The following is a 21,620-nucleotide window of genomic DNA, read 5'->3' as shown; positions in this document are numbered from 1 at the left end:
ATACAGGAGGTTGCAGCTTGGGCCGAGGGCGTGCCTCACCCTCAATCCGGGGGCTCCCCGGTCTCCAGCCCGGATTCCCTAAGGGCCTGGAGGGCCTCGGCCAGGGAGGTCACGGGCACCACCCTGACACGGGAGGCCGCCGATATTGCCTCCGTGAAGTTTTCCACAGGCACCAGGAATACCTCGGCCCCCTCCCTCTCGGCAGCGAACACCTTCTGGCGCACTCCCCCAACGGGACCCACCACACCGTTGCCGGTGATGGTGCCGGTTCCCGCCACGGTCATACCCCTGGTGAGGTCACCGGGGCTAAGCTGGTTGACTATTTCCAGGGAAAACATGAGGCCGGCTGAGGGTCCGGTGATGCCCTGGATCTCGATGTGGATCTCCAAGGGTATCTCGGCGTCGAAGCCTGCTGTGGTCACCAGGACTCCCATGATGGCCCGTCCCTCTGAGGGATGGGCCTCGGTGGGAACCTCCAGGGTCCTGGTCTCGCCGGCCCGGCTTATCTCCAGGCGAACAGGTTCCCCCGGCGTCTTCCTGGCCATGTAGTCAAGGAGGTCCCCGGCGATATTCACAGTCACACCGTCCACCATTGTGATGAGGTCGCCGGGCTTGAGAAGCCCCTCGGAAGGAGAAGAGGGCAAGAGATCCATCACCATGACCCCCGTCCCCACCAGGCTTGCCTCGTAGCCAAGGTAGGCCAGGGCCGCAACCTTCGCTGCGGCCTGGCTCTCCTCCATGAGGCGCCGCTGGTACTCCCAGTACTCGTCCCTGTCTTGCCCCGGGGGGACCACGGCACTCTGAGGCGTCAGGTCAGCCTTGGGGTTCACCATCCCGTACAGGTAGAGAAGGGGCCCCGCATCCCGGGAGTTGATGGTGGTAAGGAGTACCCGCCCTGAGGAGTCCGCGGCACCCCCTGTAACCTTTATCACTTGGGAGAGATCCCTCACAGGCCCAGGTGACACCAGCACATACCCTGTGGGAAGGTAGTAGAGGGCGGCCAGCACAAGGCCACCGGTAATGACGGTGATGAGGAACCGGCGCAACCTTCTCACTGTGACTCCCAAGCCTGACCCGGAAACGGTCAAGAACCTTGCCTCCTTTCACCTACCCCTGATTCCCCCCTAGGGCCGCCAATTCCTCCAGCCCGGACGTACTAGCGGGCGAGGATAAGGGAAACCCTAATGCCATCGAACCGCCGGAGGTATTGAGTTGACCCAAGGAAAGGTTGGCATAGTCGGCACAGGCCTGGTAGGGTCTACTTTCGCCTATACCATGGTACTCACCGGGGTGGCCAGCGAGGTGGTCCTGGTGGACATTGATCCCGACAAGGCCGCGGGACAAGCCATGGACATCAGCCATGCTGTGCCCCTGGCCCACCCTGTGCAGGTCAAGAGCGGTGGGTACCAGGATCTGGACGGGGCGCAGGTCGTGGTCATTGCTGCCGGGGTGAGCCAGCGACCCGGAGAGACACGTTTGGACCTCCTGAAGAGGAACACAGAGGTGTTTCGCTCCGTGATCAGGAGTGTGACCGGGAACAACAGGCAGTGCGTCCTGCTGGTGGCCACTAACCCCGTGGATGTCCTCACCTACGTTGCCTGGCGCCTGTCCGGCTTCCCACCCAGGAGGGTGATAGGCTCCGGCACGCTCTTGGACACCTCAAGGTTGCGCCACGCCCTGGGTGAGCACTTCAGGGTGGACCCCCGCAGCATCCACGCCTATATCATTGGGGAACACGGGGATACGGAACTTCCTGTGTGGAGTCTGGCCAACATCGCGGGCATGAGACTCAGGGACTTCCCCGGTCACGACGAGGAGGAGATGGGAGCCATCTTCGAGGGAGTCAGGACCTCGGCATATGAGATCATCCGCAGAAAGGGCGCCACGTACTATGCCATAGCCATAGCGCTGGCCAGGATCGTGGAAACGATCATAGGGGATAACCGGACGGTGCTGACCGTATCATCGCTGATCAGGGACTATGAAGGGATCGACGAGGTCTGCACTAGCGTCCCGGCAGTGGTGGGCTCAGGGGGCATTGAGAAGATCATCCGGCTGCCCCTCGCACCTGAGGAGGCCGAGGCCTTCCGGCACTCTTCCCGTCTCCTGAGAGAGGCTATCGACTCCCTTGACCTGTAGGCGTGGTACTGGAGGGAGAGAGCCTCTCCCGGGCCCCGTCGGTGAGAAGCCCGATGAAGGGAAGGTTGCGGTACATCTCCCTGTAGTCCAGCCCGTACCCTACCAGGAAGGCATCGGACACCTTGAACCCCACATAGGCCAAGGGCAGGTTCACAAGCCTCCGCTCGCGCCGGTCCAAGAGGCAGCATACCTTAAGGCTCCGGGGGGAGCGCTCGTTGAGGATACGTACCAGGTAGGCACAGGTGAGTCCCGTGTCGATGATGTCCTCAACCAAGATGACATCCTTCCCCAAGATGTCCTCGTCCAGGTCCTTGAGGATGCGTACTCCCTTCTCCCCCCTAGCCCTGGGCCCGTAGCGTGAGATGGCCATAAAGTCCAGGGAGAGGTAGGCAGGGATGGCCCGGGCCAGATCCGTCACGAAGAAGGCGCCGCCCCTGAGGACACTCACTAGCACCAGATCCCTATCCTGGTAGTCCCGAGATATCTGGATTCCCAGGCGGGCCACCGCAGCCCTGATATCACCCTGCGTAAATACTACCTCCCTAATGTCCTGGTACACTGTCATCCCCCTTAACACTAATTTCCAGCATAAAAAGTATTGACTTGCGCCGCGTTCCATAGTATTCTGTGATTACCCCAAGTGGTCGAGGGAACGGAGCCTCAGGGTCAAGGTGAGTCCAAGCCACCCGGTGAAAGCCGGGATGGGGTGGACGGGCCGGGAGCCCTGGGCCCCGTAAGAGCCGGAGTCGGAGGGCGGGTCGAGCCGCAAGTCTTTTCCTGGACGACCGGAAGGTCGAGACCGGAAAAGGCCTAGGGCCGGTAAGCCCGAGGAATAGCCGGACAAACCCGCCCAGGTTCCGGGAGGCCGCTTAAAGGTCAGCGCACCGGAGTGCCGGCGAAAGCCGCACTCGGGGAGGGCAGGCCCGCAAGCATAAAGCCTGAACGGGTCCGGGCGAGGAACCCCAAAAAGGTCACTTGGGGTATTGATTCTCCTCCTCATCAACAAAACCCCACCTCTCAAGCAGCCTCTTGTAGTCCTTGCCGTATAGAACCTTCAGCTGGACCTCCGGGTAAATCTCCCCCAGAAGGCGGATCTTCCTATTCTTCTTTGAGACCAGTCCCTGCTTGAGCGTGGTCAATTCCAGGTACAGGTCATATTCCGGAAGATAGAAGTCGGGGGTAAACGCCATGGTGACGCGGCCTTCCTCATCCCAAGCCAGGGGGAATGTGTGGGGCTCGTACATGTAATGGATCCCGTAGAAGTCCAGTATCCCGGCGAACTCCCTCTCGCTTGCGTGGGCAAACCGGGTTCTCCGAGAACGGGTAAGGCCCCGTTTCCTCTTTCTGGCCAGCCCCAGGCTGGCAGCCACCGCCACAATGGCGTCGGCGCACCCGGAGGGGCCCAGGCGTTCCAGATCCAGGGTCATGTGGTAGGAGGCCTCCCCTTGTCCCAGTGGCGCCAGGGCAACACTGAGGTCTGGCGGCACCGCAGGGCCTCCCGGCGTCATGGGCAGGACACCGCTCACAGCCCCTTCCCAGGGCTCCTCCAGCAGGTCCAGGCCCATCCGCCTCGAGACCCGCCCTGCTACCACCCTGGCGGTCTCCCGGTCCCCAGCCGTAATGGTAATCAATGCCAAGGGCGGATCCCTCCACTCCTAGTTCATCCGGCTGCCATCGGCCCGCTTCACCATGCCCTCGATTTCCATGGCCACATCCTCAGGGATGACCGGGGCTAGGTCCCTCCGGAGGATCTCCTCCACCCGCTCCTTGGCTCTATCTCTCAGGGTCTTCTGGCCGGAGGCTTGCCACGCCATGTGGTTTTGCCTGTCAAGAAGGCCCGGGACCCAGTCCTCCCTGAAGTGGGCAAGGGTATGCTCGTCCGTGAGAAACTGCCCCCCGGGGCCCACACGGTGAACGGCCTCCACCGCCAGGGACTCCTCGTCCACCCCTATCCCCTGCGCTATCCTGCGGGCCGCGCCGATGGCCTCATCGTTTAAGACCAGCATCTCCAGGGATCCCGTGAGCCCTGATTCCAGGTACCCCACGTCATGCACCAGGTTGGCCCCCATCATGCAGGTCATGACGGCCCACATTCCCGATTCCAGGGCAGCCTGCTGGTCAGGCACCTTGGCGTCGCTGCAGCCCGCGTAGCCCCAGGATGGAAGGCCCAGGTATCGAGCCATCTCAGCTACCCCTACCTGGTTTCTCATGAATTCCGGGGATGCGTAGGAACACACGCTGGTCCTCATGTCCATGGGACTAATACCGGCGCCAAAAATGAAGGGGGCGCCCTCCCTCTCCAGTTGTCCCAGCACGATGCCCACGAGGGCCTCAGCGGTGGCCAGGGCGAGAGCCCCGGCAGCCGTCACTGGGGCCGTCGCGCCCGGCATCATGCCAGGGGAATAGACCGTAGGGAGCCCCAGGCTAGCCATGTAGAGGAGCTTGTCAAGGGCCGGCTCCGAATGGACCAGGGGTGACGTGGGTTCCGAGTACAGAACTAACTGAGGGTATCTATACAGGTGAGCCACTCCATTGGCCGCCATAGCGGCCATCTCAACTATGTCCCGGCAGCCCTCAAGGTCATGGGCGGTGAACACCACGGGCTTCCTCGTCCAGGTAAGCATCACCTGGAACTGGTGCCTGTCCGAGGACCACCTGGGCACATCGGAGATGAGGCCCATGGACATGACGAAGTCGATGTTGGGCAAGGCCTCACACACACGCATCCCCCGGGATACATCATCCTTGGTGAAGGGACGGCGCTCGCCGGTCTGGTGATCCAGTATATTGGGACAGTCCGATCCCGTCCCGAAGTAAGAGGTTCTCCCCTCCAGCAGGACTGAGGGACGGCCCTCGCGGTCATGGAGGGTCACGGTGGATGGGGCCTTCTCCATGGCCCACTCCACCAGTCTAGGTGGGATCATGATCCTCCCGTCCCTCTGGGCACAGCCTGCGTTTCCTAGCAGTTCCAGAGCCCGGCGGGACTTGATCACCATGCCGGTGCCCTCCAGGATCCTCAGGCTGGCAGCGTAGATCACACCCAGATCCTCGTCAGACAAGAACCTCATCACTGGGAACGCTTCCTTCATCAGTCAAGTCCTCCCCTGTCATCGATTGGCGGCCCACTCGCTCAAGACCTGCCCTTGAGACCTCCGGCGATGGCGCAATCCTGTGTGCCGGGACCGCCAGGGCCTTGGTAGACGAATGCCGCCCCCGCACTACCTATTCCACGCGGGAGGCGGCATCCCTCCACCAGGTGCCGTCGTACAGGCTACGGGGGTCTTACTTCATTATCATAACGTTAGTGGCCTTCACCAGGGCCTGCACGGAATCGCCTTCCTTCAGTCCCAGGTCATCCACGGCATCCCCTGTTATGGTGGCCACAACGGTACCGGGGCCGGGCACAGCCACGGTCACCTGGGCTAGGATCCCATCCCTCTTGATGCTCTGGACCATACCGGAGAGTTTGTTCCTCCCACTTACCTTCACGCCATCACCCCCTTCAGGAACTTCTGGGAATGAGGTGGACGGCATCTGGGTAGAAGCTGGCAGTCAGTGAATTCCCTACCGATACCTGCCAGCACCGAATCTGGTATCCCGTCAGGTAACCCCGGACCCGGAAGCCGCAGTCCAGGGTAACCCGGTAGGCGTGGCCAGACGGGACGATCTCCGATACCAGGCCTGTAAGGGCGTTCAGTCCAGGCTCGTGACTCCCCTCGCGGGAGAGGTTCACGTCCTCTGGCCTCATCACCAGGTCCACCTCTCCCTCATATCCTTCCCCAGAGTTCACCGTGATAGCGCCTCCGTTCGCCTTGACCAGCCACCTGGAGCCATCCCTCTGGACACGCCCGGATCCCACCACCTCCGCGCCGAGGAATGCCGCCAGGGACAGGGTGGCCGGGCGCCGGAACACCTCTAGAGCATTCCCTGCCTGCCTCAGGTGGCCTGCCTCCAGAACCGCGACCCGGGCTCCCAGGGCCAGCGCCTCTGACCGGTCGTGGGTCACGAAGAGGGCCGTAAGGCCCAGCCTGTCCAGGAGCCCCCTCAGGTCCTTCACAAAGGCCTCCTTTGCGGGAGCGTCCAGGTACGCCGTGGGTTCGTCCAGGAAGAACACCTCCGGCTTGACAGCCAGCGCCCGGGCCAGTGCCACCCTCTGTGCCTCACCACCGGAGAGGGTGTCCACCGGCCTATCCTCCAGGTGACCAATGCCCAGGAGGTCCAGGGCGCCCTTGACTCCCTGGCGGCTTGCCCCGGCGTCAATGCCCCTGACCCGCAGGCCATAGGAGACATTCCGGAAGACGCTGCCCTTGAACAGGAGGGGGTCCTGGAAGACCATGGCCATGCGCCTTCTCTGGTCCAGGCACTCCTTCTGGGTTACTGGCACCCTCCCTCTGTAGGCCACACTGCCCCGGAAGGGACGCTCCAGGAGTCCCAGCACCCTCAGGAGAGTGCTCTTGCCCGAACCGTTGGGGCCCAGGATAACCAGGACCTCCCCGCGGCTTACCTCAAGATGGGGCACGCATACAGCCACCTTGTCACCATATCGCTGTTCCAGCTGGGTTACCTTGATGGCCGGTGGCTCCATTGCCTTCTCCTTCCCTGTTGCAGCATGGTGAGGCCCAGGTTCACCGCGAAGGTCAATCCCAGTAGGATGAGCCCGAGAGCGATAGCCGTGGCAAAACGGCCCATCCTCACCTCCATCACCGTGGCGGTGGTGAGTACCCTGGTTATTCCCTTCAGGTTGCCCCCTACCATCATCACCGCCCCAACCTCTGAGATCACCCCCCCAAAGCCGGCCATGACAGCGGCCAAGAGTGGTAGGCGCGCCTCCATGACCAGGGTCATGACTGTCTGGAATCCCGAGGCCCCCAGGGCCTTGGCCTGGAGCCCAATGCGGGGATCCAGCTGCTGTATGGCGGCGGCGGTAAGGCCTGCTACAATGGGAAAGGCGATAACCACCTGGGCGATGACCATAGCCGTGGGCGTGTAGAGGAGCTCCAGAAAACCCAGGGGGCCACTCCTCCAAAGGAAGAGCACAACGAAGAGCCCAACCACCACAGGGGGAAGCCCCATGCCGGTGTTAACGGCGCCCAGCGCCAGGTGCCGCCCCCTGAACTCCCTGAGGGCCAGGAAGACCCCCAGGGGCATTCCCAGCACCAGGGAGATGAGGGTAGCCAGCCCGGACACCCTCAGGGAAAGGAGGGTAACCCCCATTACCTCCGGGTCCAGGGTCATCACTAATCTTATTGCCTCTTTAAAGCCCTGCCACAACAGGTCCATCGGTAACCTCCTGCTACAGCTACTCTGCGTCCGGGAAGAACAGGGGCTGCCCGTACTTGTCCTTACCGAACTCGGCGATTATGGCCTGGCCCGCGGGAGAGGTGATGAAGCCCGCGTATGCCAGGGCTCCCTCAGCATTCTTGGCCCCTGTGACCTGGATCACCCCGTAGGGATTCAGGAGAGCCGGCTCCTTTTCCACCAGGACCACAAGGCCCAGATTGGAACTGGCCAGGAAGGTGCCGCGGTCCGAGAGGGTGTACCCTCGTTTCTCGTCAGCTATCTGGAGGGTGGCCCCCATCCCCTGCCCTGAGACGAAATACCACTGCCCGCCTGGCTCTACCCCGGCCTTGGACCAGATGGACATCTCCTTCTTGTGGGTGCCGGAGTCGTCCCCTCTGGACAAGAAGACAGCCCCTTGGGCCGCGATGGTCTTGAAGGCCTCCGCGGAGTCCATCCCCTTTATCCCTGCGGGATCCTCTCCGGGCCCTACCAAGACGTAGTCGTTATACATCACATCCCGCCGGTCAAAACCATAACCGGCCTCGACGAACTTGTCCTCAGCCGCCCGCGAATGTACCAGGACCACATCCGCCTCCTTGCGCTCGCCCATCTTCAGGGCCTCCCCTGTCCCCACCGCAATGGCTTTCACCTGGTACTGCGGGAATTCCTCCTCAAAGGCGGCGTTGAGCACATCAAGAAGGCCAGTGTCTAGAGTGCTGGTGGTGGTCGCCAGGATAAACGACGTCACCTCGACAGCCTCTGGCTGCGCCGGGTCTTCTGTAGAGGGTTCCTCCGTCACCTGGGGACTGCCGCAGCCCACCAGGTTCAGCATCATGAGCAGTACTAACAGAAGGGCCACTGATCTAATCGCTTTCAAAATGGTCTTCTCCTTTCACCATGGTCTGCCCGGACATCCTTCCCGAAAAAACGCGATCGGCCAGAACCACCGCTCCGGATCCTGGCCTTCTCCTCATAGAGACGCCTCCTTTCCACGATGGGGGGCAGGCAGGTTTCCCAGCCTACCGTTTGCCAGCCATGGGGCTGGCACGGCCTGTCTCCCGTAGATGACCCCTTAGGAGAGGCAGGCTCGGAGAGTATGGGTTTGTCAGTCCATTCCTTCTCCGCCCGGCACCGGAATCCTCCTGTCGCTCACCCGGAACCTAGGTCTACGACAAGAGGAACCTGGGCAGCCTGTGTAGAAGGTTATCCGTCACATTAACGAACCCCGTTAGGGGAGCGAGAGGAGAACCTGGACTTGGGTAAGGAATACAACATAGCGGTCATTCCTGGAGACGGCGTGGGACCCGAGATCGTGACGGAGGCCCTCAAGGTCCTCGAGACCATCGCACCCATGGCCTCCATCACCTTCAGGTGGACCCACTACCCCTTCGGTGCGGAGCACTACCTGAAGACCAAGGAAATCCTGCCTCCGGGCATCATCCACGAGCTCGGCGGCTTCGATGCCATCCTCCTGGGTGCCATAGGCGACCCCAGGGTAAAGCCCGGGGTGCTGGAGGGCGGCATGCTCCTGAATCTCAGGTTTGGGCTTGACCAGTACATCAACCTCCGCCCTGTAAAACTCTACCCTAACGTGCCCACCCCCCTCAGGGACAAGGGCCCCGGTGACATCAACTTCTACGTGATCAGGGAGAACACTGAGGACTTCTACATAGGCATCGGGGACAGGGTTCGAGGGGCCGCTGGCAGCGCCCGGTTACCCGTGGACAGGAGCAACTACCGGGCCGCCTTCAACGTGGCCTTTGAGTCGGATGTAGCCGGGGACTACGCCTACCAGATCGGCCTCATCAGCCGGGCAGGGGCAGAGCGGGTCATTCGCTATGGCTTCCAGCTTGCCCAGCGCAAGGGCCTGGACAGGGTCACATCGGTGGACAAGGCCAACGTGCTCTCGGACATCTACGGCCTCTGGAGGGAGGTGTTCCAGGACGTATCCTCGGAATACCAGTCCATATCTTACGAGTTCAACTACGTGGATGCCATGACAATGTGGCTTGTGAAGAACCCCGAACAATTCCAGGTGGTGATCACCCCCAACATGTTCGGGGACATCATAACGGACCTCGGGGCCATGATCCAGGGGGGCTTGGGCCTGGCGCCCGGGGGGAACATCAACCCCAACGGTGTATCCATGTTTGAACCTATCCACGGCTCCGCTCCAAAGTACAAGGGGCAAGGGATCATTAATCCCCTGGCCACCATCCTATCGGGGCAGCTCCTTCTTGAAGACCTGGGCGAGGACACCTGGGCAGACCTCCTGGAAAGGGCGGTAGTCTCCGTCCTGGAGGAGGGAATAGTGCGCACCAGAGACCTTGGGGGAAGTGCCTCTACCTCAGAGATGGGGAACGCTGTGGTAAATGCCCTCAGGCGCCTGGGCGAAGCCCAGGGCTGATTCCCTTCCGGAACCCCTCAAAGGCCCCGGGCACCACCCCGGGGCTTTTACCTGCAAAAACCCGGCCCTCTCCCCGCGCGGGTTATATCCCCGGAACCCCGCCATATCATGTAATTGGGTCTTAGCATCCCGGTACTGTAGCAGGCGCTCATGGAAAGCCCCGCCGTATACCGGGAACACGAGGCCGCACTACATTCCTAGGGGGTACGGACTTGGGACGGCTAAACCCTGGCAGCGTGTACATGCCTGCGGCCCTCGCCCTCGCCTTGACTGTCTTCATGGTGCTCTACCCTGAACCCGCGTTCCGGTCGGCTACGGAGGGTCTAAAGGTGTGGTGGGACATCGTGTTCCCGGCGCTCCTCCCCTTCTTCATAGGGGCAGAGATCCTCATGGGGCTCGGGGTAGTCCACTTCATGGGGGTGCTCCTGGAGCCCCTCATGAGGCCTCTCTTCAACGTGCCCGGCACCGGCTCCTTCGTGATGGCCATGGGATTGGCATCTGGGTACCCCATCGGCTCGGTTCTCACCGCCAGGATCCGGCGGCAGGGGCTGTGCAACAAGTACGAGGCTGAGCGCCTGGTAAGTTTCACGAACACTGCCGATCCCCTCTTTATGTCAGGGGCAGTGGCCGTTGGAATGTTCGGGCTGCCTGGGCTCTCCGGTAGCATCATGGCCGCGCACTACCTGTCCAGCCTCAGTGTGGGACTTGTGCTGAAGTACTACAAGCCCATGGAGGAGTGCACCCCCAACCCTAGGGGGAAGGGCTGGCTACTCCTGAGGGCCCTCAGGGCAATGCGAGACGCCCGGGAGAAGGACGGCAGGCCCCTGGGCCAGCTCATGGGGGACGCAGTGAAGAACTCCGTACAGACCCTCCTGGTCATAGGGGGCTTCATCATACTGTTCTCAGTGGTCCTCCGGATCCTCACCCTGGCGGGTGCCGTGGGCGCCCTTGGCAGTGTTTTTGGCCATATCCTTGTACCCCTGGGTCTTGATGCAGACATGTGCGAGGCGATGGTCAAGGGGTTTTTCGAGATTACCATAGGCACCCAGGCAGCCAGCCAGGCGCAGGCGCCCCTCATGGACCGGGCCATGATAGCCAGTGCCATCATCGCCTGGAGCGGGCTCTCGGTCCACGCCCAGGTGGCCGCCATGGTCCAGGGCACCGGTATTGACCTCAAACCCTACATCCTGGCCCGGTTGTTTCACGCTGTCCTTGCAGCCCTCTACACTTGGATCCTCTGGGGCGTCCTGGGCGTGTCCCTCCCGGTCTCTCGCTGGCTGGGAGTAGCTCCTGTGTCGTGGCTGGAGACCGTCCGCGAGGCTGGCCTGCTGTTCCTCTTGGTCACCGCAGGGCTCTTCATCTTCTGCCTGGGGTTTTCGACCTTGAGGGGCCTGAGGATAATCCGCTTCCGGTCCAAGTGAAAACCCCGGAACCCTTAAGGCTTACCCGCAAGGTTCCAGGGCCCCGCTTTTCCACTTGGCGAAACGCTCTAATCGTCTTTGCCGTGAGCATCATCACCAGGCTTTACGCCCAGCTGGCGTCTGCCCTCTTCAATGGCTTCATGCGCCTTCATGAGGAACGAGTTGAGGTTATCCAGGAGGTCTGCGGCATAGCCCTGGGCCCCCTCGTGGATTTCCCTGGCAACCCCCCTGGCGTGATTGACGATCTCCTCCGACTTCAGCCGGGCCTTCTCCATTATCGCGCTCTCATCGGCCAACCGGGCGGTGCTCTCCTCCGCATCCTGCAGCGTGGCGGCAGCCTCCTGCCGAGCGTCCTCCAGTATGCGCAGGGCCTCCTGCCGCGCGTCCTCCAAGAGGCGCTCCCTCTCCCTGGCCACCCACTTGGCCTCCCTGACCTCCTCCGGTATTAGTTCCCGGGCGCTGTCAATCAGGTCGTAGACCTCATCCTCGTCCACCAGCACCTTCCCGGTGAGTGGCACCCTCATGCTGTTGTTCACCAAGTCCTCCAGCCTGTCCAACAAGGCGATCAGGTCAGTATCCACATGCCGCCCCCCCTGCCTGTCAACTCCGCCCGAATATCTGATCTAGTCTCCGTTCAACGCAATATGGCACCAAGCCCTTGACGCACCCCCCGAAGGAGGCAACCTCCTTTACAATGCTGGATGAGAGGAACGACCATTCCCCGGTAGCCATCATGAACATGGTCTCCACGTCAGGGTCCAGTTTCCGGTTCATCAGGGCCAGCTGGAATTCGTAGTCGAAGTCCGACGCCGCGCGCAAAGCCCTCAGGATCACATCCGCGCCCACGCTCTTGACGTACTCGGACAGGAGTCCATGGGAGGAATCCACTCTGACGTTTGCCAGGTGCTGCGTGGATTCCTGGAGCATCGCCACCCTTTCCTTTAGCGGGAACAGTGCCTTCTTGCCAGCGTTCTGGAAAACGGCCACCACCAGGTAGTCAAAAAGCACGCTGGCTCTCTCGATTATGTCCAGGTGCCCGTTGGTGATCGGGTCAAAACTGCCTGGGTATACTGCTAATCTCAATCAGCATCTCTCCCCACCAAGCCCATTTCCTCGGACCGGTATATTGATATACCGGTGTCACCATATCTCCTGTGCCTCCACCTTCTCCAGCCCCCCAAACCGTCGGGCGGCACTTCGCGGGCGGAATGCTCCAGCACCACGCTACCGGGAGCCTTGACCAGCTCGAGAGAACCCAGGGTCTCCAGGGTGGCCACGGCCGACCCGGCATTGTAGGGTGGGTCCACAAAAACCAGGTCGAACTGGGTCCCCTTGAGAACCTTCCTCAGCGCCCGGCTAACCTCGCTTACCAACACCCGGGCACGCTGGCGAAACCCCGTTGACTCCAGGTTCTCCTTAATAATACGACAGGCAAGGGGGCTTTCCTCCACGAAGACAGCCCTGGATGCCCCCCGGCTGAGCGCCTCTATGCCCAGGCTGCCAGACCCGGCGAACAGGTCCAGCACCTCGCCTCCTGGCACTTGGGCCCCGAGAATGTCGAAGATGGCCTCCCTGACCATGGCCGGGGTGGGGCGTGTCCCCCTGCCAGGAGGTGCCTTCAACCTGGTTCCCTTGGCACTCCCACCGGTAATCCTCACGAGCCTACCCCCTCTTACGCCAATTGTACCAGAAGAAGGCGAAAGGTTACATTAGCCGGGCTCCGGCGAAAAAAGGCGCCTGGGCTAGACCCAGGCGATGGGAGAGGAGAAACCGGAGGAAGAGCCTATGGGGGAGGGTTCAAATTGGAATTTGAACCGTCCTACCGTTTGCGTTTCTAGTATTAGATGCCAACTTGGATCCTATTCACCACGCGTCATGGAAATTTGTGCCATTCCCTTAGGGGCTTCTTGTATAAGCCCGTGGGCCATGGGGATAATCTAGATCGCGGAGGTGTGCTCAATCGTGTCTTCCTCTTCCGGTAGCATCTTCAGTGTCTATACAGATCTTGCCCTGGAGGAAACGGAACGTCTCACTGCCCAGGCGGGCCCACACATACCTGGCGTTAATGTGATCCAAGAGCCCATAGACGGCATCCAGGTCACCAGGGTCCAGGTGGCTACCAAAGAAGCCGAGCGGGCAATGGGCAAAGAAAGAGGACGTTACATCACAATCGAGGCCCCCGGCATCCAGGACAAGAACAGGCTGGCACAGGAGAAGGTCTCATTCGTACTTGCCAAGGAACTTGACTCTCTTTGCAACCTTGGGCCCCATACCACCGTACTCATCATTGGCTTGGGGAATTGGAACGCCACACCCGATGCCCTCGGACCCAAAGTAATCAGCCACGTCCTGGTGACCAGGCACCTTCAGGGCTACGTGCCCCCGGAGCTAAAGGGAACCCTCCGATCCGTTTCAGCATTCGCACCGGGCGTCATGGGTCTCACCGGCATCGAGACCAGCGAGATAGTCCGAGGGGTCGTGGACCGCGTAAAGCCAGACCTGGTACTTTGCGTTGACGCGCTGTGCGCCAGGAGCGTTGAGAGGCTCATGACGACCATCCAGCTGGCCGATACAGGCATCCAGCCTGGGTCCGGGGTGGGCAATCGTCGCCAGGGTATTACCACGAAGTCCCTGGGCATACCCGTTGTTGCCCTGGGGGTTCCTACTGTGGTGGCCGCTGTCACCATAGCCGCGGACACCGTGGACATCCTCGTAAACCAGCTCAAGGGCACCGTGGGGTTCTACCAGATCCTGCAGGAAATGGGTCACGACGACAAGCGACGGCTGGTGAATGAGGTGCTGTCCCCCTCTGTGGGAGACCTTGTTGTCACTCCCAAAGAGGTAGACGTTATGGTAGATGAGGTCTCCCGAGTCGTCTCGGGCGGACTGAACATGGCTTTGCACCCCAGCATAGGGCCAGATGACCTCGCCCGGTACATACAGTAAGAAAAAGCACCCTTTTTAGGGGGTGCTTTCTCCAGCCCGTTACGTTACTGACCGCCAGGTCTCTGGCCCTGGGGTGCAGCTCCAACAAGGGACCTCTCGGCCATTTCAATCATCCGGCGCACCATATGGCCACCAATGGCCCCGCAATCCCTGGAGGGATAATCGCCCCAGTAACCTCCTTGCGGCAACGCCAGGCCAATGTCTTTGGCCACTTCATACTTGAAGCTCTCAAGTGCCTGTGTAGCCTGGGGGACAAGCGCGCGGTTCGTCCTTTGTCCCTGTCCCACTTGTGTTTCACCCCCTTTTGTCGTCCTGTAACTAGTATGAATCGGGGGCCAGTTTTCATACTGTCAATTATTCGTATAGTTGTACCACAGGAACAGTTGCGCTTGGCTGTTCCAGATTAGTCAATGTCAACATAGCCCGCCAATTGAAATCCATGTTATACAGCCCCTTTACGTCTCAGGGCGCATCTGGCCTGCATTCTGGCCCCTATCCCGCTGGACACGCACAGGCAAAGAGCAGTCAACATAATCCAGAAGGATCACAAAACCAGAAGGGCACTCGCCATAAGCGCTGCAGCCTGAGGTCTCCCTGGGGGGGGGTCACTCCACCGAGACTATGTAGTAGTGCAGGGGCTGCCCTCCATACTTCATTTCCACCTCGCGCCCGGGGAAGGCATCTGCCAGGCGCGTCGCGATGCCGGCCGCAACACCAGGGTCCACCATCTCGCCGTAGAACACACTTATGACCTCATCCTCAGGGGATACCAGGGCTTCCACCAGTTCCGCCAGTACGTCCCCGGGGGTTTCTCCGACAGACAGGATTCGCCCTTCGGATATACCTATCGCGTCTCCCGACTTGACGCTGAAGTGTTCGGAGCTCATGTCTCGCACTGCGTATGTTACCTCCCCGGTTTTGACCGAGCGAAACGCCCTTTCCATGTGCATGAGGTTTGTTTTGACCTCCCGGTCACAGCGGAGGGCCAGCAGGGCGGCCATCCCCTGCGGGAGACTCCTGGTGGGGAGCACGTGCACCTCCTTGCCCGTAAGAACCCTGGCCTGCTCCGCACCTAGGATCACATTGGGGTTGTTGGGAAGGAGGATGACACTCTGGGCAGAACACCCCTCGACAGCCCGGGCCAGCTGTTCAGTGCTGGGGTTCATCGTCTGCCCACCGTCAATGACACTGTCGGCGCCAAGGCTCCTAAAAACCTCTATGATCCCTTCACCCACAGCCACCGCCACAACGCCCAGTTCCTTGTTGTCCTCCGGCTCGGGTTCCGGCATGATGGCAGGACACCCGGCCTTGGCTGCCTGGTACTGCAGGCGCATGTTCTCCATCTCGACGCAGGATATCTCCCCGAACTCCAAGCAGGCATCCAGAACCCGGCCGGGGTTGGCAGTGTGGATGTGGACCCTGGAAATCTCACCGCCTCCCACCACCAAAAGGGAATCCCCCATGCCTTCCAGGATAGCCCTCATCCTGTCCACAGGTAAGTGCTCCCCGTGCACCAAGAGCTGCACATCATAGGGGTAGGTCAGGGCTGCCTCCGCATCAATGGCATGGAAATCGGCCCTCTCCGGAGCCGGCTCCACCCACGAGCGGCTCTCGCCTAATAGGCTTTCAAGGCCGGCGGACAGGAAAAAGACCAGGCCCTTGCCACCAGCGTCCACCACGCCGGCCTGTCTCAGGACTGGCAAGAGGCTAGGCGTGTTCTCCAAAGCAACCTCGGCCGCCTCCAGGGCAGCCCGCCACACCCTCACCAGGTCCTGGCCATCCCTGGCAGCCTCCATGGCGGCCCTTGCCGCCTCCTTTGCCACCGTCAGGATGGTGCCCTCCACAGGCTTCATGACAGCCTTGTAGGCTGTGCGGACCCCTTCCTCCATGGCCCGTGCTGTTTCCAGGGGGCTTGCGCAGGTCTTGCCGTTTAGGCTCCGGGCCATGCCCCGGAAGATCTGGGACAGGATTACGCCGGAGTTGCCGCGAGCACCCATAAGGGATCCAAGGGCGACTCGACCCGCCACCTCCCCCAGGGGGCCATCCATGCCCTTCTGGGACTCCGAACAGGCTGAAGCCAGTGTGAGTGACATGTTGGTCCCAGTGTCACCATCAGGGACGGGAAACACATTTAACGCGTCCACAGTAGCCTTCTGCCTCTTTAGGACCTCGGCCGCCGCGCACACTATGGCCTTGAGATCCCGTCCCTCTAACCTATCCTTCGACAAAAGGGCTTTCCCCCCTATCTTGCCCGGTCAACCTTCACTCCCTGGACGTTTATGCGAACCTTCACCACTGGGATCCCCGTGGTGTTCTCCACTGTGTAGCGAACCTTCTCCATGACATTCCGGGCCACTTCGGATATGCGTGTCCCGTATCCAACTATGATGTTCAGCACAATGGTGGCTGAATCACCGTCCACCGACACCTCGGCGCCTTTGGCTAGGTTCTCGCGCCCTAAGAGCTCTGCGATGCCATCGGTGATCCTGGTAGATGCCATGCCGACCACGCCATAGCACTCGGTGGCGGCTACCGCGGCAATGGTGGCTATGACCTCATCCGAGACGATGATCTTCCCGTACCGTCCCATGACCTCCTTACCCATAAAAGGAAAACCCCCCAGTTGGGTCATGATGGTTGATTCGCGCCCAGGCTTCGTTTTCCTTCCAGTGTAGTCTTGAGTGACCTTGCCACAGGACCATTCACCCGGGTTTTGCCTGGAGTCCTCAAGCCTGGAGGTGGGGTGTTAGCCCGACAGGTCCAGGCACGCCCTGTACAATACCCTTAGGCCAGCCTCAAGGTGCCAAGGGGCGCTCCACTCCTGAGGGCAATGGCTGAGCCCATCCCGGCTTGGGATGAAGATCATTCCTGAGGGCACGCTCCTAGCCATTATGCTGGCATCGTGACCGGCTCCGCTTCGCATGGGATGGGAGGCATACCCCTCCTTGGAGGCTGCCGCGGCCAGCGCCTGGCGCACTCCATCGTCCAGGAGTGCCGGTGCATCGGAGCTCAAGAGGTTCACGTGCCCCCCAAGGGGCTCAAGCACCCTGGCCATTTCCGCCTCTGCCTGGTCCAAGAGTCCGGGATCCATGCTTCTTGCCTCAACTCCAACCTGGACTTTTCCCGGCACAATGTTGTAGGCACCAGGGAAGACCCGGAGCCAGCCGGCGGTTAGCACAGCCTGTTCCTCCAGGCCAAGCACGTATTCATGCATTCTCAGGATGAACCTGGAGGCCTTCACTATGGCATCATCCCTAAGGCGCATGGGGGTGGTCCCTGCGTGCCGGGCAGTACCGGGGATTTCCACTGTGTAGCGGTTTATCCCCACTATGCCAGTGACCACGCCTATGGAATACCCCATCTCCTCCAGGGTCATCCCTTGTTCAGCATGGAGTTCGATGTAACAGTGGATGCCCAAGGGGTCCCTGCCAGCTCTCAGGACCTCTCCAGGGCTTAAGCCCGCCGCCACCAGCGTCCTGTACAAGTCCGACGTCTCGTCACCGAGGTCATGCCTTTCCCGGGTCGACAGGCGCCCCAGCATGGCGCGGCTCCCAAAGTAGCCGGAGGTAAGCGTGCCCTCTTCATCTGAGAACCCTACCACCTCGATGGTACGGCCCCTTGTTGCCTGGCCTTCCCCAAGGGTTCTCAGGCACTCTATCCCGGCCAACACCCCCAGGGCGCCATCGAATCGCCCGCCTTCAGGGACGGTGTCCAGGTGAGACCCTATGACCAGCGAGGGCAGGCCTGGCTCCTTACCACAAAGGCTCCCCCACACGTTGCCAGCGGGGTCCATGCGGGCCTCCATACCGGCTCTTGCCATGAGTTCTCGCACAAAGCCCCTGGCCTCCATGTCCGCAGGGCTAAAGGCTGTGCGGGAGACACCCTGGCCGTGGCGGCCAATGAGGGAGAGTGCCTCCAGGTCCTCCTGGAGTCTTTTCACGCTGGGCAAGACTGAGCCTGGCATACGCTCACAACACCTCCGTCTTCCGACCTGTAGTGCTCCTTCTCTGGGGTTTCTTTTCGTCTCTGCGTTGTTCCTGTTGTTCCCGGGCAATCCCTGGTCATGGTCTTCAAGGCCTCTTGCCCGTAACAGAATGTCCCTAACAACATTTTCTCAGGTCGTTTATGCGGCGACAATAGCAAAGACCGGGGCTGTTGCCAGGCTAACCAGGATTTGCGCCTGTGCTTGTAGGATTGAAGCGTTCAAGCCGAAGGAGGTGATTAGTCAGATGATGGCACAGCGGTATCCTCAGGACAAGGTGTTCTAAACGCTTTATTCGGGAACTGGCTCGCCCATCCATGTGGTCATGGATGCGTTAGGCTGTTTGCCTTAAGAAACCTGAGGGAATTTAGGGATTCCACGGGGATGGCGGGGACGCATTGATCACTGTACCCCAGATAAAGCCCCCATTCACGCACCTATGCCTGGCCCCGGTTAAATGGGGCTCTCATTGGTGGCCGGAGATCCGGCAGGAGGCAATGCCGCCAGAAATCACGGCGTTAGGCAGGCTACCTCTATACCCAATTGGAGTCATCCCTTTCTGAAGGGCCTGGAAAGTCCCAGGCCAAGAACCAGGGTTTACCAAACCTCTGCCTAGGCCCTGGGCGACACAGACCCTGGGCGGCGTGCTATTGCAGGCTGGGCTACGCCGTGCTAAAATGTACCGGGACGGTAAAGGGGGTGGAATGTATGGCCAGGGCATGTCATGTGTGCGGGAAGCGCGTAGCAGTGGGTAACCACGTGAGTCACTCCAATGTCAAGACCAAGCGCACCTGGCTTCCCAACCTCCAGAGGGTCCGGATTGACGACAGCGGGCAGCCGCGGAGGGTCTATGTATGCACCCGCTGCCTGAAAGGCGGGAAGGTAAAACGCCACGCATGATGGTGAAGGGGGCTTTGCCACAAGGCAATGCCCCCTGTTGACACCATCCCGGCCTCGGGCCGGGACCCCTTTGCCACCCGCTGGCCCTCAGCAATTGTTCCCCGCCCAACCCTGTCAAGAAACCCTGTGGCGTGCCCCCCCGAACAACCTCCTCAGAAACCCCGGCAGCCTTAGGTAGTAGAATCTCACCTCTTCCCCCCCCTAGTCCTCCAGTGCAAAGAAGGCCCATCCTCCCCAGACCATACCAGCCCCCAGGCAGGCAACCCAGAACCACCCCGGCATCATGCGAAGGAGCAATGCGACGCCGGCGGCCGCCAGAAGGACCCCCGCCAGCTTCCGGACTGCTCTCCGGCCTGATCGCGAAAATGGCCGCCGTCTCACGCAGGTCTCCCCCCCCTAACCCATTTCATCCTATTCCAGTCGGGCAGGGGTTGTGAGGCCAAGGGGAAAACGCAGCAGTACCCAGCCAAGGACATCCCCATAAAGAGTCGCGGCGAAAACATCAGATAGTCTAATTCTTCATGTACAGGCAGAAGGTGCTTGTGGGCCCGGTGGCCGGCAGGCTTAGAAACATCCCCCCTTGGTGTGGCTCTTGAGCCGCGGTGAACCTGTTGATAATCCCAGGTTCTTCGTCAAGGACTAACAGCGGCTTGCCAAGGCCCAAGGCAGACTTGCCCCGGAAGCAGAAGGGGTTAAAGAACCGGGAAAACAATCACCTTAAGGTTGCCCCGCATCACGCCAGGACTTTGTCTAGGCGCAGGGACTGGCTTCACAAGTTGACGACTTTACTGTCCGCCAAGAACGATGTGTGTGGAATCGTTGAAGGCAGGGAAACACGGTAAAGCGCAAGACACTAGCAAAGCCGTCCATGATGTGGCATGGGGCGAACTAGTCCGCCAACTGAAGCACAAGGCTAAAGGGAACGGCACGGAGATGAAGCAGGAACCGAAAAGGCGTGAGCCTCAAGAATCCTCGGACTCGGGGAGGATGTAATGAGTCCCTATCCAGACTAGCTACCACCCCTAATGGCCCTTATGGCACCGGCCATGTCCTCTTGACCGAACACGGCGCTCCCGGCCACCAGCACAGTGGCGCCCGCGTCAATAGCCGCCGGGGCCGTCCTTGGCGTAATGCCGCCGTCGACCTCTATAACTGTTCCCAAACCCATGCCATCAATGATGGCTCTCAGCCGGGCAATCTTCCTCGTCATTGAGTCTATGAAGGCCTGCCCTCCCGCCCCAGGGTTCACCGTCATCACCAGCACCATGTCGGCAACATCCAGAACCCAGCGCACGGCCGACAGCGGAGTGCCTGGATTTAGTGAGACTCCAGCCTTTATCCCCATTCCCTTGATCTGGCCCAGCAAGCGGTGAATGTGAGGAGATGCCTCCACGTGCAGGGTGATGATGTGACTGCCCGCGGCAGCGAAGGCCTCAAGGTGCCGTTCGGGCTCTTCGATCATGAGATGGACATCCAGGGGAATCCCGCAATTCCGGCTCAGACTGGCTACAAGGCCAGGGCCAAAGGTGATAGATGAAACAAACCTGCCGTCCATTACATCCAGGTGAAGCATATCCGCGCCGGCCTCCTGGGCCTGGAGCGCAGCCTCCGCTAGCCTGCCAGGGTCTGCGGCCAGGAGCGAGGGTGCCACCTGGACTCTTATACCGTTATTCATAGCGCCTCTTCTCCCATTCCAGGATCTCTGCGAAAAGGTCACAGTAGGACGAATAGCGTTCCAGGGAAATCCCGGACCCTATAGATTCCTTCACGGCACACCCCGGCTCCTTCTGGTGGTGGCAGCCAGTGAACCGGCAGCCTGCCGACAGGCTCCGGATCTCAGGGTAGCAGTCACCCAGTTCACCAGGGGACATACCCTCAAGATCAAGACGGGAGAACCCGGGAGCGTCCGCCACTATGCCCCCTCCCTGGACTTGAAGGAGCTCCACCCGGCGTGTGATGTGTTTCCCCCGTGAGATCTTGCGGCTCAGAGCCCCTGTGGCCAGGCTGAGGGAAGGGTCCAGGGAGTTCAGGAGCCGGGACTTGCCCACGCCGCTCTGACCAGCCATAACGGTAACCCTACCCTCCAGCACGGGGCGGAGACCCTCAACACCATCCCCTATAAGAGCGCTGGTGGCGAAGAAGGGAAAGCCTGAGGGCTGGTACACCTGCCCCAGGCGCAGCGCCTCACCGGGATCTATAAGGTCTACCTTGTTCAGGCAGAGTATCACCCCGACCCCGGCGTGGGTCGCCAGGACGGTTATCCTGTCCACCAGAGGCAGGTTCAGGGGTGGCTCGCTGGCAGTGAAGACTACTAGCGCCTGGTCCACGTTGGCGATGGCAGGACGCTTCAGTACGTTCCCCCTGGGCAGGACCCTCTCCACCGTCTCCTGCCCCGGAACCTCAAAGGAGACAACAACCCTATCTCCAGGCAGTATGCCACTGCGCCTCAAGCGCCCCCTGAACTGGCAAAGAAGGACATCCCCGCCTACTCTTACCCTCGCGTACCCCCCTGCCACGCTCAGAACAAGGGCCTCAAGGACCATGC

General features: G+C 60.9%; 23 protein-coding genes and 1 riboswitch. Of the genes, 5 read left to right on the top strand and 18 right to left on the bottom strand.

The genetic code is table 11. From position 1 onward, the window contains the following. Window positions 1-41 precede the first annotated feature (41 nt). Window positions 42-1,088, bottom strand: coding sequence for a PDZ domain-containing protein (locus AB1576_00940; GenBank protein ID MEW6080363.1), 1,047 nt, complete (start codon window positions 1,086-1,088; stop codon window positions 42-44). Window positions 1,089-1,212: 124 nt separating this feature from the next. Here AB1576_00940 and AB1576_00935 point away from each other — a divergent pair, with 124 nt between their 5' ends. Beyond that, a complete protein-coding gene (locus tag AB1576_00935; GenBank protein MEW6080362.1) occupies window positions 1,213-2,139 on the top strand; it encodes an L-lactate dehydrogenase in 927 nt (308 codons plus the stop codon). On the opposite strand, the gene hpt is transcribed toward AB1576_00935, so the two are convergent. The 7 genes from hpt to AB1576_00900 all read right to left on the bottom strand — a co-directional run bounded on the left by hpt (window position 2,117) and on the right by AB1576_00900 (window position 8,296). Further along, complete coding sequence (hpt, locus tag AB1576_00930) at window positions 2,117-2,704, bottom strand: hypoxanthine phosphoribosyltransferase (GenBank protein MEW6080361.1); 588 nt, start codon at window positions 2,702-2,704, stop codon at window positions 2,117-2,119. The genes AB1576_00935 and hpt overlap by 23 nt on opposite strands. Window positions 2,705-3,110: 406 nt before the next feature. After that, complete coding sequence (locus AB1576_00925) at window positions 3,111-3,776, bottom strand: hypothetical protein (GenBank protein MEW6080360.1); 666 nt, start codon at window positions 3,774-3,776, stop codon at window positions 3,111-3,113. A gap of 18 nt (window positions 3,777-3,794) precedes the next feature. After that, complete coding sequence (locus AB1576_00920; GenBank protein ID MEW6080359.1) at window positions 3,795-5,228, bottom strand: trimethylamine methyltransferase family protein; 1,434 nt, start codon at window positions 5,226-5,228, stop codon at window positions 3,795-3,797. Window positions 5,229-5,421: 193 nt separating this feature from the next. After that, window positions 5,422-5,628 (bottom strand): TOBE domain-containing protein, encoded by a 207-nt coding sequence (locus AB1576_00915; protein MEW6080358.1) that lies wholly within the window; start codon window positions 5,626-5,628, stop codon window positions 5,422-5,424. Window positions 5,629-5,641: 13 nt separating this feature from the next. After that, window positions 5,642-6,724, bottom strand: a complete 1,083-nt coding sequence (locus AB1576_00910; GenBank protein MEW6080357.1) for an ABC transporter ATP-binding protein — start codon at window positions 6,722-6,724, stop codon at window positions 5,642-5,644. Then, on the bottom strand, window positions 6,700-7,419 hold the full coding sequence (locus tag AB1576_00905) for an ABC transporter permease (GenBank protein ID MEW6080356.1): 720 nt from the start codon (window positions 7,417-7,419) through the stop codon (window positions 6,700-6,702). Before AB1576_00905 ends, AB1576_00910 begins: the two co-directional genes overlap by 25 nt. Window positions 7,420-7,438: 19 nt before the next feature. Then, window positions 7,439-8,296: a substrate-binding domain-containing protein gene (locus AB1576_00900; protein MEW6080355.1), complete on the bottom strand. Its 858-nt coding sequence runs from the start codon at window positions 8,294-8,296 to the stop codon at window positions 7,439-7,441. A gap of 89 nt (window positions 8,297-8,385) precedes the next feature. Beyond that, window positions 8,386-8,524, bottom strand: a riboswitch (molybdenum cofactor riboswitch). A 150-nt stretch (window positions 8,525-8,674) separates the two neighbouring features. On the opposite strand from AB1576_00900, the gene AB1576_00895 reads away from it, so the two are divergent. Then, window positions 8,675-9,826 (top strand): isocitrate/isopropylmalate dehydrogenase family protein, encoded by a 1,152-nt coding sequence (locus tag AB1576_00895; GenBank protein ID MEW6080354.1) that lies wholly within the window; start codon window positions 8,675-8,677, stop codon window positions 9,824-9,826. 212 nt (window positions 9,827-10,038) lie between these two features. After that, a complete protein-coding gene (gene ylbJ / locus AB1576_00890) occupies window positions 10,039-11,247 on the top strand; it encodes a sporulation integral membrane protein YlbJ (GenBank protein MEW6080353.1) in 1,209 nt (402 codons plus the stop codon). A gap of 68 nt (window positions 11,248-11,315) precedes the next feature. Here the strand turns inward: ylbJ and AB1576_00885 are convergent, their stop codons facing one another. Genes AB1576_00885 through rsmD form a run of 3 tightly spaced genes read right to left on the bottom strand, consistent with a single transcriptional unit; the run spans window position 11,316 to window position 12,905 of the window. Continuing rightward, entirely contained in the window at window positions 11,316-11,828 is a 513-nt protein-coding gene (locus AB1576_00885; GenBank protein MEW6080352.1) for an ATPase, read from the bottom strand. A 19-nt stretch (window positions 11,829-11,847) separates the two neighbouring features. Then, window positions 11,848-12,330, bottom strand: a complete 483-nt coding sequence (coaD, locus tag AB1576_00880) for a pantetheine-phosphate adenylyltransferase (protein MEW6080351.1) — start codon at window positions 12,328-12,330, stop codon at window positions 11,848-11,850. Beyond that, a complete protein-coding gene (gene rsmD, locus AB1576_00875; GenBank protein MEW6080350.1) occupies window positions 12,327-12,905 on the bottom strand; it encodes a 16S rRNA (guanine(966)-N(2))-methyltransferase RsmD in 579 nt (192 codons plus the stop codon). The genes coaD and rsmD overlap by 4 nt, the downstream gene beginning before the upstream one ends. A gap of 304 nt (window positions 12,906-13,209) precedes the next feature. Here rsmD and gpr point away from each other — a divergent pair, with 304 nt between their 5' ends. Then, the gene (gene gpr, locus AB1576_00870; protein ID MEW6080349.1) at window positions 13,210-14,193 is read left to right on the top strand and encodes a GPR endopeptidase; all 984 of its coding nucleotides are present in this window, start codon (window positions 13,210-13,212) and stop codon (window positions 14,191-14,193) included. Between the two features lie 44 nt (window positions 14,194-14,237). On the opposite strand, the gene AB1576_00865 is transcribed toward gpr, so the two are convergent. From AB1576_00865 to AB1576_00850, 4 genes are all read right to left on the bottom strand, one after another. Beyond that, window positions 14,238-14,480, bottom strand: a complete 243-nt coding sequence (locus tag AB1576_00865) for an alpha/beta-type small acid-soluble spore protein (GenBank protein MEW6080348.1) — start codon at window positions 14,478-14,480, stop codon at window positions 14,238-14,240. 318 nt (window positions 14,481-14,798) lie between these two features. Next, window positions 14,799-16,421: a DAK2 domain-containing protein gene (locus AB1576_00860; GenBank protein ID MEW6080347.1), complete on the bottom strand. Its 1,623-nt coding sequence runs from the start codon at window positions 16,419-16,421 to the stop codon at window positions 14,799-14,801. A 14-nt stretch (window positions 16,422-16,435) separates the two neighbouring features. Beyond that, entirely contained in the window at window positions 16,436-16,798 is a 363-nt protein-coding gene (locus AB1576_00855; protein ID MEW6080346.1) for an Asp23/Gls24 family envelope stress response protein, read from the bottom strand. A gap of 141 nt (window positions 16,799-16,939) precedes the next feature. Further along, window positions 16,940-18,157, bottom strand: coding sequence for a M20 family metallo-hydrolase (locus tag AB1576_00850; GenBank protein ID MEW6080345.1), 1,218 nt, complete (start codon window positions 18,155-18,157; stop codon window positions 16,940-16,942). A gap of 726 nt (window positions 18,158-18,883) precedes the next feature. On the opposite strand from AB1576_00850, the gene rpmB reads away from it, so the two are divergent. Further along, window positions 18,884-19,075, top strand: coding sequence for a 50S ribosomal protein L28 (rpmB, locus tag AB1576_00845; GenBank protein MEW6080344.1), 192 nt, complete (start codon window positions 18,884-18,886; stop codon window positions 19,073-19,075). A gap of 201 nt (window positions 19,076-19,276) precedes the next feature. Here rpmB and AB1576_00840 read toward each other — a convergent pair whose 3' ends face one another. The 3 genes from AB1576_00840 to rsgA form a co-directional block, all read right to left on the bottom strand. After that, on the bottom strand, window positions 19,277-19,456 hold the full coding sequence (locus AB1576_00840; GenBank protein MEW6080343.1) for a hypothetical protein: 180 nt from the start codon (window positions 19,454-19,456) through the stop codon (window positions 19,277-19,279). A 628-nt stretch (window positions 19,457-20,084) separates the two neighbouring features. Then, on the bottom strand, window positions 20,085-20,750 hold the full coding sequence (rpe, locus tag AB1576_00835) for a ribulose-phosphate 3-epimerase (protein MEW6080342.1): 666 nt from the start codon (window positions 20,748-20,750) through the stop codon (window positions 20,085-20,087). Further along, the gene (rsgA, locus tag AB1576_00830) at window positions 20,743-21,618 is read right to left on the bottom strand and encodes a ribosome small subunit-dependent GTPase A (GenBank protein MEW6080341.1); all 876 of its coding nucleotides are present in this window, start codon (window positions 21,616-21,618) and stop codon (window positions 20,743-20,745) included. Before rsgA ends, rpe begins: the two co-directional genes overlap by 8 nt. Window positions 21,619-21,620: the final 2 nt, after the last annotated feature.

This window comes from Bacillota bacterium, from assembly GCA_040754315.1.
Lineage (GTDB): Bacteria > Bacillota > Sulfobacillia > DUSP01 > JBFMCS01 > JBFMCS01.
This window is presented reverse-complemented; position numbering and strand designations above follow the sequence as displayed.

Coding starts and splice junctions, on each gene's coding strand:
- hpt (MEW6080361.1), bottom strand. CDS start 2,704: ATGACAGTGTACCAGGACATTAGGGAGGTAGTATTTACGCAGGGTGAT.
- AB1576_00920 (MEW6080359.1), bottom strand. CDS start 5,228: ATGAAGGAAGCGTTCCCAGTGATGAGGTTCTTGTCTGACGAGGATCTG.
- AB1576_00910 (MEW6080357.1), bottom strand. CDS start 6,724: ATGGAGCCACCGGCCATCAAGGTAACCCAGCTGGAACAGCGATATGGT.
- AB1576_00905 (MEW6080356.1), bottom strand. CDS start 7,419: ATGGACCTGTTGTGGCAGGGCTTTAAAGAGGCAATAAGATTAGTGATG.
- AB1576_00855 (MEW6080346.1), bottom strand. CDS start 16,798: ATGGGTAAGGAGGTCATGGGACGGTACGGGAAGATCATCGTCTCGGAT.
- AB1576_00850 (MEW6080345.1), bottom strand. CDS start 18,157: ATGCCAGGCTCAGTCTTGCCCAGCGTGAAAAGACTCCAGGAGGACCTG.
- rpmB (MEW6080344.1), top strand. CDS start 18,884: ATGGCCAGGGCATGTCATGTGTGCGGGAAGCGCGTAGCAGTGGGTAAC.
- rpe (MEW6080342.1), bottom strand. CDS start 20,750: ATGAATAACGGTATAAGAGTCCAGGTGGCACCCTCGCTCCTGGCCGCA.
- rsgA (MEW6080341.1), bottom strand. CDS start 21,618: ATGGTCCTTGAGGCCCTTGTTCTGAGCGTGGCAGGGGGGTACGCGAGG.